Genomic DNA, 12127 nt, shown 5'->3' on the forward strand with positions numbered 1-12127 from the left:
GCATGCGGCTGATCGACAGCCACAGCCATTTCGACGCGATCGAGTTCGATGCCGATCGCGATGCCGCCTGGCAGCGCGCGCGTGCGGCCGGAGTGGAGATGCAGATCGTGCCGGCGATCGCCGCCGACGGCTGGGAAACGCTGCGCGCGGTGTGCGTAGCGCATCCTGGCCTGTTTCCGGCCTACGGCCTGCACCCGATGTTCCTCGACCGCCACCGCCCCGAACACCTGCCGCTGCTGCGCGACTGGATCGCGCGCGAACGCCCGCACGCGGTGGGCGAATGCGGGCTGGACTTCTTCGTGCCCGGCCTGGACGCGCAGGTGCAGCAGGACTATTTCGAAGGCCAGCTGCGGCTGGCGCGGGAGTTCGAGCTGCCGGTGATCGTGCACGCGCGGCGCGCGGTGGACGCGGTGATCGCCACGCTACGCCGCATCGGCGGGCTGCGCGGGGTGGTGCACAGCTTTTCCGGCAGCCCCGAGCAGGCCGCGCAGCTGCATCGGCTCGGCTTCCTGCTCGGCATCGGTGGCCCGGTGACCTACGCGCGCGCGCAGCGGCTACGCCAGATCGTCGCCACGATGCCGCTGGAGCAGCTGCTGCTGGAAACCGACAGCCCTGACCAGCCGGGCGCGTCGCACCGCGGCCAGCGCAACGAGCCAGCGTTCCTGCCGGAAGTGCTGGCAGTGGTCGCGCAGCTGCGCGGGATGACTCCGGAAGCCGTGGCGACGGCCACCCGCGACAACGCGGTGCGTCTGTTCAACCTGCCCGCCGACCTGCCCGTCAACCCGCCCGCTTCGGCTTGAGCAGCAGTTCGATCGCCTTGCCCACCGCGGCGAACGCGAACGCGCCGGTCACATGGGTCGCCGCGCCCAGCCCGGCGCCGCAGTCCAGCTTCAGCGCCTCGTCCTTGCCCAGCGCTGGGCGGATGCCGCACACGCTGCCGTCGGCCTGTGGGTAGCGCACGTTTTCCAGCGAATACACCGCCGGCACCCCAAAGTAGCGGTCGTGATTCTTCGGAAAGTTGAACTCGCTGCGCAGCTTCTTGCGGATCAGCGAGAGCATGGCGTCGTGCTCGGTGCGGGAGAGATCGCGCACGCGGATCTGGGTGACGTCGCTGCGCCCACCGGCCGCGCCGACCGTGATGATCGGCTGCTTGCGGCGGCGACAGAAGGCGATCGCCTCGACCTTGGCGCGGAAACTGTCGCAGGCATCCAGCACCAGATCGCCGGGGGCCTGCAGCAGCTCGGCCATGTTCGCCGGGGTGAGAAAGCGCGGCTCCAGCTGCAGCCGGATATGCGGATTGATCGCGCGGCAGCGCTCGGCCATCGCCTCGATCTTGGCCCGCCCGTAATGGCCGTCCAGCGCCGGCAGCTGGCGGTTGGTGTTGGTGATGCACAGCTCGTCGGCATCGATCAGGGTCAGCGCGCCGATGCCGCTGCGCGCCAGCGCCTCCACCGCCCATGAGCCCACCCCGCCGATCCCGACCACGGTGACGTGGCTGGCAGCCAGGCGCGCCAATGCACCACGCCCGTACAGGCGATCGATCCCGGAAAACCGCTGCGTCAGTTCCGCATCCATCGGCATAGTCTAGTAGCCGTGTTGCAAGCCGTGCTGGGCTGCGCGATGCTGCACCCAGCGCTGCCCTAGAGTTTCCACTCCATGTCTGCGACCCGCGTCATCAAGAAATACCCCAACCGTCGGCTGTACGACACCGAGATCTCCAGCTACATCACGATCGAGGACGTACGCCAGCTGATCCTCGACGGCGAAGAGTTCGAGGTGCGGGATGCCAAGACCGGCGAAGACCTCACCCGCCAGGTGTTGCTGCAGATCATTGCCGAGCATGAGCAGAACGGGCAGCCCATGCTGTCCACCCAGCTGCTCAGCCAGCTGATCCGCTTCTACGGCGACTCGCTGCAGGGCTTCATGGGCAGCTATCTGGAGCGCTCGATGCAGCTGTTCCTCGAGCAGCAGAACCAGTTCCGGCAGCAGATGGGCGGCCTGCTGGGGCAAACGCCCTGGTCCCTGCTGAACCAGCTGACCGAGCGCAACTTGGCGCTATGGAAGGATTTCCAGAACAACCTCGGCGGCAGCATCGGCACGCCCACCCACCCACGCGAACGGGATACCCGCAAGCCGCGCTGAGCAGCCATCAAATCTGCCGCACCAGACGGAACCCGACTCGCGCGCTGGTGATATCCACGCCACCGGAGGCGCGCCACGCCGCGCGTGCCTGCAGCGGCGCGCTGGACCACCCGCCACCGCGATACATCCGCACACGACAACCGGGATTCACCCAGGCCGCGCCATTGCTCGGAGCACGCCGATAGCCCTTGTGCCAGCAATCGGCGACCCACTCGCTGACATTGCCATCCAGGTCATACAGGCCGAACGCATTGGCACGGAAGCGCCCTACGGGCGCCGGCCCCCACCAGCCGTCGCCATAGCCGGGAAACGCATTGCTCCAGCGTCGGCCTTGCGGGGAAACGTCGCGGCTGCCGGCCAGATTCGCCTGCCCCGGCGCGGGCGGACCATCGCCCCAGGGATAGCGCCCGCCGCCACCGGCGCGCAATGCGTACTCGAACTCGGCCTCGCTCGGCAAGCGATAGTGCGCCCCGGTCTGCTCGCTCAGCCAGGCAGCGTAGGCTTCGGCATCACGCGCGGTGATGTGCAGAACCGGCATGTCATCCGCCGCTGGGCGGCCGTCGTATGCGCTGCGCCAGTCCACCCCGCTGGCGCGCAGGAAGTTGCCGCTGCGCCCGTCGTACACGATCGAATGCCCGCGCCGGGTCGCGCGGGTGACATAGCCCGTGGTCTGCACGAAACGGCGGAACTCGCCGACCGTGATTTCATGGCGGCTCATGGCGAAGCCGCGGTCGAAGCGCACCGCATGCCGCGGCTGTTCGTCCGGCGAGGCATCCGGATCGTCCGGGGTCGCCCCCATCATGAACTCGCCATACGGCACCACCACCAGCATCGGCCCGCGACTGCCGTCCGCCAGGGCATCGCTGAATACCTGCCCAGGCCGGAACAGGCCGTACCGGCTGACCTGATCGATGCGCTCACGCAGCGCCACGCTCACCGGGTCGCCCGGCGCCGCGATGCGCAGGATCTCCGCCAGGCGTTCGCGCGCGAAGCGCAGGTCGGCATCGCCCAGCGCCATCATCCCCTCGTCACCCAGGCGGCGGATGCGGTCGGCGCGCGCGGCCTCGATGCCGGCGCGTGCCCTGGCGATCGCCTCGGCATCGTCGCGCACGCGCTGCGCACGCGCGAGCATCGCATAGGCGGCATCGAATTCGCCCTGTCCGGCCAGCACCTGCGCCTGCGCGATCAGGCGTGATTGCACCGCCGTCAGCCCCTGCTGCACGCGCGCCAGCGCCGGCCACAGCGCCTGCGCCTTGCGGTAGTGGGCCAGCGCCCCTTGCTCCGGGATGTCCAGCAAACCGGCACGCAGCGCGCGATCGCCGGCTTCCACCTCCTCGAATGCGCGTCCGGCGCGATCCACCGCCTGCAGGTAGCGCACCACCTCCGGATGCTCCGGCCACAGCGCGCGCAATACGCTGCCATGGCGCTGGGCGAAACGCAGCGAGGCCAGATCATCACCGCCGGCCAGCGCGATCCACGCCTGTGCCAGCAGCGCCGCCTGCGCCTTCTCCAGCAGCCGCGCATCCTGGGCATTGCCCGGCTCACGCTTTTGCAGCGCAATCAGCAGAGGAATGGCCGAGCCGGGGGTCTCGAACAGGTCGCCGCGCGCCAGCGCCCGCCGCGCCTGCGCGCGCGCGCGGGCGGGGTCGTCGATCCGCACATCAGGCAATGACCAGCTAAGCACCTCGGCCAGTGCGTCATCGCCTTCGATGCGCACCTGGGCTGGCGCGCGCGAAGTCCGCGCGTCGGCAATGGCCTCGCGGCGACGCTCCGGCTGTTGCGACGCATTCGAAGCGGACGGTGACGGCTGGCATCCCGACGCCGCCACCATCACCCCCGTGATGACCAAGACCGCTGCGCGCACGCCTCTGCTCCCTGCCGCCGGCAACGCGCCGGCCACGCTGCGGGTGAACGTAGGCCATGCGCGCGCGTCCGGCAACCGCATAATGCGCGGATGACGCACTGGATCGACACCCCCGACGCGCTGCGCGCGCGCCTTGCCCACCCGCCTGCCGTAGTCGGGCTGGATACCGAGTTCATCCGCGAGCGCACCTACTGGCCGCAGCTGGCGCTGGTGCAGATCGCGCTGGCGCCGGACACCATCCTGCTGGTGGACCCGCTAGTTCCCGGCATGTGCCAGGCGCTGGCACCGCTGCTGGCCGATCCGGCCGTGCTCAAGGTGATGCACAGCCCGAGCGAAGATCTCGTTGCCTTCAAACATGCCTGCAAGGTGCTTCCCGCGCCGCTGTTCGATACCCAGGCCGCGGCCGCTCTGTGCGGGCTCGGCGCGGGCCTTGGCTATCAGAAACTGGTGCAGGCGCTCACCGGGGTCGAGCTGGCCAAGGGCGAAACCCGCTCCGACTGGCTGCGGCGGCCACTCTCACCGGCCCAGCTCGACTACGCTGCCGACGACGTGCGCCACCTGCACGCCCTGCACGAGACACTGGACGCGCGTCTGCAAGCGCTGGGACGCAGCGCCTGGCTGGCCGAGGACAGCGCCCGCCAGCTGGCCAATGCCGGCGACGACGAAGGCGAGCGCTGGCCACACCTGGCCCTGCGCAGCGCACAGTTCCTGGATGCCGCCGGCCAGCGCCGCCTGCTGCGCCTGCTGCGCTGGCGCGAGGCACAGGCGCGTCTGCGCGACCGCCCGCGCAGCTGGATCCTCGACAACGAGCTGGCGGTGGCGCTGGCGCGTCAGGCCCCGGCCGATCCGCAGGCCCTGCAAGCGCTGCTGGATGCCGCGCCCAAGGCACCGCGCGGCCTGCGCGACGCGCTCTGGCAGGCCCTGACCACCCCGCTGGCGGATGAAGCCGAAGCTCCCCTGGCGCGCGGCGAGGAGCGCGACAAGCGCCAGCTACGCGCGCTGCAGGAAGCCGTCGCCGCGCTTGCCGCCGAACTCGATCTGCCGGAAGGCGTGTTGGCTTCGCGCCGGCTGCTGGAAACCCTGCAAGACGGTGGCGGCTGGACCGGCGCGCTGGCCGGCTGGCGACGCGCCCTGCTGGAACCCCGCCTGGCGCCCCTCCTGTAGCCCCCCTAGGGAAGGTCTGAACAACGCCATCCAGGCGTTGTCAGCCCACGCCGAGTCCGGTACAGGCCCGGACTCGGCTCACACGCATCAATCACTTGCGTGATTGATGCGTGGCCGGCCCTCCATGGCCGGCGGGACCCTCTGAGTTGATCAGAGGCTCCCTAGTTGGCAGCGTCAGATCGCGCCCGTATAATCTCGCTTCCCTCGTGGGGCCATAGCTCAGCTGGGAGAGCGCGTCGTTCGCAATGACGAGGTCGGGAGTTCGATCCTCCCTGGCTCCACCACCATTCAAAAGCCCGGACATGCTCCGGGCTTTTTTCATGTCCTGACGCGCGCAGACCCGATTTGGGAAACCTCTGATCGACTCATAAGGCTCCTGCCGGCCACGGATGGCCGGCCGCGCACCCATCATGCACGTGATGGATGCGTTTGCGCCGAGTCCGGGCCGGTACCTGACTCAGCATGGGCTGACGACGCCTGGATGGCATCGTTCAGACCTTCCCAGGCGAGAACCCGCCGACACGCTGCCTGGCGCCGGCTCTACAATCCACCGATGACCGCGCTCATCCCAGACTGGACCGGCGACACCGAAGCGCTGCGCGCCGAGCAGGAGGCACTGGCGCGCCAGGTCGTGCTGCGCGACAGCTTCGTGCGCCCGCTGCGCACCGTGGCCGGGTTCGACGTCGGCTTCGAGGACGACGGCGTCACCACCCGAGCCGCCGCGGTGCTGCTGGATGCCGACAGCCTCGCCGTGCTCGATCGGCAGGTGGCGCGCCTGCCCACCCGTATGCCTTATGTGCCCGGCCTGCTCAGCTTCCGCGAGCTGCCGGCACTGCTGGCCGCCCTCGCCCTGCTGCCGACCGCGCCGGACCTCGCCCTGATCGACGGCCAGGGCATCGCCCACCCGCGCCGGCTGGGCGTGGCCGCGCATTTCGGCGTCATCAGCGGCCTGCCCAGCATCGGCGTCGCCAAGTCGGTGCTGGTGGGAGAATCGCGCATGGCCCTGCACGATATGCGCGGCGCCTTCACCCCGCTGCGCGACGGCCGCGAACAGATCGGCTGGCTGCTGCGCAGCAAGCGTGGCTGCCTGCCGCTGGTCGTCTCGCCCGGCCATCGGGTGGCGATGGCCTCGGCCCCGGAACTGGTGATGCGCTTCACCACCGCTTATCGTCTGCCCGAGCCCACCCGACTGGCCGACCGCCTCGCTTCGCGCCGCGCCCCGGATGCCGACAGCGACGATTGACGCCGGGCGTGCTATACCCTCCCCAATTCCTCCCGTCACATTCTCAGGGAGCCGCCATGCGCCCGCTTTCGCTCCTGCTTCCGCTGGCCCTGCTGGCTGGCTGTGCCGCCACCCCGGCCGCCTCCTCCCATCCCGAGACGCCCATGCCTCCGCCGACTACGACGACCCCGCCCGCCCCCCCGCCGCCCCCGGCCGCGCGCACCCTCGTCCTTGGCGTCGGCGAAGCGGCCACGCTGGACGACGGCAGCCGCCTGACCTACCTGCGCCTGGTCAATGACTCGCGCTGCCCGCCCGGCGTGCAGTGCATCTGGGCCGGCGATGCCGAGATCGCGCTGCGCTGGCAGCCCATGCGCGGCGCCGCGCAAGAGGCCAGCCTGCACACCAACCCACTGCCGGACCGCGGGGCGAACGCGGCCACCTTCGGCCCGTGGCAGGTCCGCCTGGAGGCACTGGAACGCGGGGTCGCGCCCAGCGCCACCCTGCACGTCGCCCCGGCCGGCAACTGAGGAATCACGCGGCATCCAGCGGACTGCGCACCCCGTGCGCGCCGCGGTTGAGCACGTGGGTGTAGATCTGGGTGGTGGTCACGTCCTTGTGCCCCAGCAGTTCCTGCACCGTGCGGATGTCGTAGCCGGCTTCCAGCAGATGCGTGGCAAACGAGTGCCGCAGGGTATGCGGGCTGACCGGCTTGGCCAGCCCCGCCGCCTGCGCCGCCGCCCGCACCGCGCGCTGGAGCACCTTTTCGTCCAGATGATGGCGCCGCTCGGCGCCATCGCGCGGGTCCACGCTGCGGCGCGCGGCCGGGAACAGATACTGCCAGGCGAGTTCGCGCGCGGCATTGGGATACTTGCGCGCCAGCGCATGCGGCAGCCACACCGCGCCGAACCCGTCGGCCAGATCGCGCGCATGCAGCACCCGCACATCCTCGCGCTGGCGCCGAAGGGGCTCGCTCAGGGCCGACGGCAGCATCGTGCGCCGGTCCTTGCCGCCCTTGCCGTCGCGCACGGTGATTTCGTGGCGCTCGAAATCCACGTCCTTCACCCGCAAACGCAGGCATTCCATCAGCCGCAGGCCACTGCCGTATAGCAGGCTCGCCATCAGCCACTCGCGCCCGGACAGGCGCTGCATCAGCCGCGCCACCTCGCCGCGCGAGAGCACCACCGGCACCCGCTGCGGGCGCTTGGCGCGCACGATGTTCTCCATCCACGGCAGGTCCATTGCCAGCACCTCGCGGTACAGAAACAGCAGCGCCGACAGCGCCTGGTTCTGGGTGCTGGCCGCCACCTTGTCCCGCGTGGCCAAGCGGGACAGGAACGCTTCGACCACCGCCCCGTTCAATGTCCGCGGGTGGCGCTTGCCATTGGCCAGGATGAACCGGCGAATCCAGTACAGATATGCCTGTTCCGTGCGCAAACTGTAATGTTTCAAGCGCAATCGCGCGCGAATTTCGTCGAACAGACGCGGCGGCGAACCCGCCCCACCTCTGCCTTTACTCAGGGTCTCTTCGCCGTGATATGTCATCGCAGGGTCTGCCGTGTGCCGAACACCCTCAATGATCGCGACCCGGACACCACGCGCCATCGGCAAGTGCAGCGTTTTGGGGTAGGAATCCAGAGCTTGACAGCCCCCTCAGGCACTGGGACGATCCGCTCTACACCCCGTATTGGGGTCTACTCGTAGTTAGGCTAGCAATAGGGAGAGGGCGTTCAGATGGCGAGTATAAGTATCGTTGTTCGGGATAAGACACCTGAAGAGGCTGAGATATCCAATCTGCTAAAACTTGCGACAGCGCAAGCGGGAGACAAGGATTACGACTCCGCTATCGGCAGCTTGAGGCGGGCCTACTCACTTATGGAAACGGTCCCCACTGAATGGCCAATAACCACATATTTCCGATTGGCACGGTATCTTCACCTTTCCGGCAGATACCGTGAAGCGATTGAGTGGCTTCAAGACTTACACGATAACCTCGACTCGCGATGTAATGCTCGTGAAGCGCTCTACAAAGAATGGGGGTGGATGCAAGGCCGCAACAAGCCCGCCAAAATATCAAAGACCGTGCGAAACAATCTAAGAAGGATAATCAAGCAGGAAATTGCGCTATATGAGGAGCGGCAGCGAAAAATTCTGCGTAAAGCGGAAAAGCACGAAAAAGGAAAAACGCGCTCTTCCGTTGCGCCAAAGACTTCGCCCAAAACCGTCGAGCAGACTGTGCCTCAGGAAAGGGAAGCCATTCTAGGTGCGGATGTAGGTGAGGTGATCTTTAATTTCACGCAACGCTGTTTCATCGGCGAGGGAAACAACGAACCTCTCGACGTATCTGCAGAGGACTTTGTTTTCGCAAGACTAGCGAGCGGGCCACTTACCGTCCTCGATGTTCATCAACTACCGTCAAAACATAAGCGGTTAGTCCGTGAGATTCTAACCCAGTACATAATGTTTCTAGAACTCAACCGCAGTCTTCCATTTCCTCCAGGTTTCTTGGATGGCACGTCACATGAGCGGCTTTGTCCTCCACTGCTTCATTATATCTGTGAGCATCGTTGGCCATTCCCTCAAATGCTTACTTCAAAGCAATGAGTGAGTCATCGAAGCCTAACAAACGCTTCGAGAGGGACGCTCCGCCAGCAAGCTCCGCTTGCTGTCTCCGCGCCCCTCAAGCTGCACGTTAGGCACCACAGGGGAGATAGCCGATGACCAAGCATCTAATCTTTGTAGCGTTCGTGTTCGCTGCTCTTCTTTCGCTTCCGGCACATGCCGCAAAAACTTACACCCCGGAGCAACTCCGGAAGATGGTCTATTCCGGAAAGCCGCCGAAACAGGGCAGCCCTACTACACAAACGCAAAGCATGTCTTTTGGCGCATGTGTGGCAAAGGTCAATGCCGTCGTAGACTCAGTCAAGGCCCAATACCCGACAAAGATCATCGTCCAGACAAAGATCTTGCACATGGCAAAGGTCTGGACCAATGATGGGGCCATGACACTCTCTTGCAGTCAACCTGACGGTAAGCTGGTCATCACCAATGCCAAGTATCTGTAAGGTGGTGCCTAACAATTCCTTCAAGCCGACGCCGCTTCGCGGCGCGGCTTAATTCAGGTGTTAGGCCCTATGTCCTGCAACACTGCATCCATCGAACAGCAGCTCGTCGATCTGCTGGGCAGCGCCGCAAGCTACAACGACAAGGGGGTTGAATGGTGTGGCCATTCGTCCGGCAAAGTTGCGGAAATGCAGGCGGAGTTCCACCAAGGCCAGCTCGTCCTAGCGCAGCAGATTGGTGCGGAGCGGCTCGGCCAAGAGTTGCTGTCGGCCATCGAGAGCGGCGCGGCGTCCCGTGACTGGACTGGCAGGTACGCTACGCTTGCTGAGCAGGTGCTTGGGGTCCGTCGGTCTAGGGCCTAACAATTCGTCCAAGCCGACGCCGCTTCGCGGCGCGGCTTAACTCAGGTGTTAGGCCTTACTAACAGGGGGAACCGCATGTACAACAGCAAAGACCGCGAGGCCGCGGAGCGCCTCAGAGAAGAAGCCTATTACGAGCGAGTCCTTCATGATCTTGCACAGGGCATTAAACGGGAAGGCTTATGGCTGAAGGCCATGACGCTCTGCGGCGGCGATGAGAACAAGGCCAGGCTCAAGTACATCGAGCTGGCAATACAAGCGTATAGGGACGAGGACCACCTGTCAGAGCGCGCAGAAGATGAAGAGAATAGAAATGCGCTCAAGCAGCCAGGAAGGCCTACGTCATATCGGATAAGCGATGACCCATCGCTAAATGGAGAGATGGCTTCATTTTGCCGAAAAGGCGTTCTTATTGTCTTTCTGATTTATGCATTCATCGGCCTATTTCTTCCAGAGTACTCAGACATCAACATCATTGGCCATATCGCCATTGTTGGACTATGCGCCGGCTTGGCAAAGAGCATTGATAAGAACCCTTGGCTTTATGGTCTTCTTGCACTGATCCCGATTATTAACTTTTTCGTCATTCTTGTTCTCTTCAACGCATCCAATAAAATACTGAGAGCGAATGGCTACACACTTTCCTTCTTTGGCGGCGCAAGTAAAGCCTAACAATTCATTCAAGCCGACGCCGCTTCGCGGCGCGGCTTAATTCAGGCGTTATGCGGCAATGGGGAGTGTCGCGATGGACCAATACAAGTTCGAAATGCAAGGACACGCCTTCGACGAGGGAGACCGGCTTGACAAGCTTGCCGCTGGTCTGACGGCCCTGCAGCATGTGTTCGATGCGCAGTACCGCGCACTTACAGAGAAGAAGAGGCTCTCGGAACAGGATCGAGCGCACTTCCAGATTCGCGTCACCCGCTACGAGGACGGCTCGTTCATTGCATATCTGGGAGCCATCTACACAGGGCTCCAGCTTGCCTTGCCGTTTTTCGCAGGCACTCCCAACATCTGGGAAGCGACCAAGAACGCCTTTGAATTCGTCAAGGCTCTGTATGAGCTCGCCCACCAAGGTAAAGAGTTTCAGGTCACTCAAAACGGCGACGGAAACACCGTTATCACTAGTGGCGACACGCACCAGGTGTTCAACGGGCCCGTGTACTTCATTGGCAACCAAATGATCGGCGCCCTTCGAGAGATGGATGACCTACTTGAAGGAGATGAGGTTGAACGTGTTGCTTTGGAGGGCCCTGGCGGTGCTCCGGTTTTTGAACTGACCTCGGACATGAAAGGCTTGTTCTATCCGCCCACACAGGTAGACGAAACGCCGATCAGGCTCACCTGTGACATTTATGATTTCAACAAGTATGACAAAGTAGGAAAGGCCCGTGTCCCGCCGGATCAAGCTATTCCGCCAGGCAACTACAAGTTCAAGAACATCGGTGATCAAGCGGTGGATGACTTCATTCTTTCAATGACCGAGCCGCAGGTTACGCTTAGCTGCCTCATCAAGTACCAGCACGATCCGCTGTCGGAAAGTCGAATCGCGGAAATCCTGGTAATGCGGGTTGCCGCCTAACAATTCGTCCAAGCCGACGCCGCTTCGCGGCGCGGCTTAACTCAGGTGTTAGAGGTCAACAAAATGCGCGGTATCCTGCTAGTCCTACTATTCCTATACACGGGAGCATCTGGCGCTGTGGAGATCAAGAACGACTACTTTAGGCTGAGCCTTCCTGGCGACTGGAAGCAACAGAAGGGAAGCGACCCTGAGCAATTCGTCGTTGTATCTGACTCCCGAAAGGCTCAGATCACAATTTCTTACATACCGATGAACGCCAAGGGAAGAGACCTCAACGTTATCGCTTCCAAACTACTCGAGTTCCGATTTGCCGCAGAGCGAGAGGCCACCCCGGATAGGGAGGTCTTTTTTAGTGAGCCGTGGAGCTCTGCGCCCGCGTCCGGTGGGATTCAGGTCAATTACATGGGGCACGATAGTCTCGGCAGGTATTTCTTCTTTTCTGGGTTCATTACTGAGACTCATACCACCAGTGTTACCGGCGAGTTGGAGCACAGCGATGAGCCGTCACTGCATGCGTTCTATCGCGAAGTGCTCACGAACTTTGGGTACTAAGCTCTAACTATTCATTCAAGGGGAACAAAAATGCATGCATTTTTGTCCCCTTAACTCAGGCGTTAGGCACGGCACAAAGCATGCATACGGCTCTCGGGTTTCTTCTTCTAGGCGCAGCGGCGCTACTGGCGGCATCGCTCGTAAAGTTCGTGCCACCTTTCAGACGCGTATCGAGATTCCGG

Annotated in this window: 14 protein-coding genes, 1 tRNA gene and 1 pseudogene; 13 read left to right on the forward strand and 3 right to left on the reverse strand. The window is 64.1% G+C overall.

Annotated features, from left to right (window positions below):
• The first annotated feature begins 2 nt into the window (after nt 1–2).
• Complete coding sequence (locus ML342_RS11070) at nt 3–800, forward strand: TatD family hydrolase (protein WP_240127093.1); 798 nt, start codon at nt 3–5, stop codon at nt 798–800.
• On the opposite strand, the gene ML342_RS11075 is transcribed toward ML342_RS11070, so the two are convergent.
• Nucleotides 778–1575, reverse strand: a complete 798-nt coding sequence (locus ML342_RS11075; protein ID WP_240127094.1) for a tRNA threonylcarbamoyladenosine dehydratase — start codon at nt 1573–1575, stop codon at nt 778–780. The genes ML342_RS11070 and ML342_RS11075 overlap by 23 nt on opposite strands.
• A gap of 81 nt (nt 1576–1656) precedes the next feature.
• Between ML342_RS11075 and phaR the strand changes: the two genes are divergently transcribed.
• Entirely contained in the window at nt 1657–2142 is a 486-nt protein-coding gene (gene phaR, locus ML342_RS11080; protein WP_240127095.1) for a polyhydroxyalkanoate synthesis repressor PhaR, read from the forward strand.
• Nucleotides 2143–2149: 7 nt separating this feature from the next.
• On the opposite strand, the gene ML342_RS11085 is transcribed toward phaR, so the two are convergent.
• Nucleotides 2150–3973 (reverse strand): formylglycine-generating enzyme family protein, encoded by a 1824-nt coding sequence (locus ML342_RS11085; protein ID WP_275672476.1) that lies wholly within the window; start codon nt 3971–3973, stop codon nt 2150–2152.
• Between the two features lie 123 nt (nt 3974–4096).
• Between ML342_RS11085 and rnd the strand changes: the two genes are divergently transcribed.
• From rnd to ML342_RS11105, 4 genes are all read left to right on the forward strand, one after another.
• Nucleotides 4097–5170, forward strand: a complete 1074-nt coding sequence (gene rnd / locus ML342_RS11090; RefSeq protein WP_240127097.1) for a ribonuclease D — start codon at nt 4097–4099, stop codon at nt 5168–5170.
• 208 nt (nt 5171–5378) lie between these two features.
• A tRNA-Ala gene (locus ML342_RS11095) sits at nt 5379–5454 on the forward strand.
• Between the two features lie 197 nt (nt 5455–5651).
• Nucleotides 5652–6413, forward strand: coding sequence for a deoxyribonuclease V (nfi, locus tag ML342_RS11100; protein ID WP_240127098.1), 762 nt, complete (start codon nt 5652–5654; stop codon nt 6411–6413).
• A gap of 56 nt (nt 6414–6469) precedes the next feature.
• A complete protein-coding gene (locus ML342_RS11105) occupies nt 6470–6919 on the forward strand; it encodes a hypothetical protein (RefSeq protein ID WP_240127099.1) in 450 nt (149 codons plus the stop codon).
• A 4-nt stretch (nt 6920–6923) separates the two neighbouring features.
• On the opposite strand, the gene ML342_RS11110 is transcribed toward ML342_RS11105, so the two are convergent.
• Nucleotides 6924–7934: an integron integrase gene (locus tag ML342_RS11110; RefSeq protein WP_240127100.1), complete on the reverse strand. Its 1011-nt coding sequence runs from the start codon at nt 7932–7934 to the stop codon at nt 6924–6926.
• A 189-nt stretch (nt 7935–8123) separates the two neighbouring features.
• Between ML342_RS11110 and ML342_RS12025 the strand changes: the two are divergent.
• From ML342_RS12025 to ML342_RS11140, 7 genes and pseudogenes are all read left to right on the forward strand, one after another.
• Nucleotides 8124–8366 (forward strand): annotated as a pseudogene (locus ML342_RS12025) (tetratricopeptide repeat protein); the annotation flags it as partial.
• 66 nt (nt 8367–8432) lie between these two features.
• Nucleotides 8433–8993: a hypothetical protein gene (locus ML342_RS11115; protein ID WP_240127101.1), complete on the forward strand. Its 561-nt coding sequence runs from the start codon at nt 8433–8435 to the stop codon at nt 8991–8993.
• A gap of 113 nt (nt 8994–9106) precedes the next feature.
• Nucleotides 9107–9454 (forward strand): hypothetical protein, encoded by a 348-nt coding sequence (locus ML342_RS11120; RefSeq protein WP_240127102.1) that lies wholly within the window; start codon nt 9107–9109, stop codon nt 9452–9454.
• Between the two features lie 69 nt (nt 9455–9523).
• Nucleotides 9524–9814: a hypothetical protein gene (locus tag ML342_RS11125; RefSeq protein WP_240127103.1), complete on the forward strand. Its 291-nt coding sequence runs from the start codon at nt 9524–9526 to the stop codon at nt 9812–9814.
• A gap of 75 nt (nt 9815–9889) precedes the next feature.
• A complete protein-coding gene (locus ML342_RS11130; RefSeq protein ID WP_240127104.1) occupies nt 9890–10483 on the forward strand; it encodes a hypothetical protein in 594 nt (197 codons plus the stop codon).
• A 73-nt stretch (nt 10484–10556) separates the two neighbouring features.
• Nucleotides 10557–11393, forward strand: coding sequence for a hypothetical protein (locus ML342_RS11135; protein ID WP_240127105.1), 837 nt, complete (start codon nt 10557–10559; stop codon nt 11391–11393).
• 63 nt (nt 11394–11456) lie between these two features.
• Nucleotides 11457–11945, forward strand: coding sequence for a hypothetical protein (locus tag ML342_RS11140; RefSeq protein WP_240127106.1), 489 nt, complete (start codon nt 11457–11459; stop codon nt 11943–11945).
• Nucleotides 11946–12127 lie beyond the last annotated feature (182 nt).

The sequence above is a fragment of the Thermomonas alba genome, assembly GCF_022419205.1.
Classification (GTDB): Bacteria; Pseudomonadota; Gammaproteobacteria; order Xanthomonadales; family Xanthomonadaceae; genus Thermomonas; species Thermomonas alba.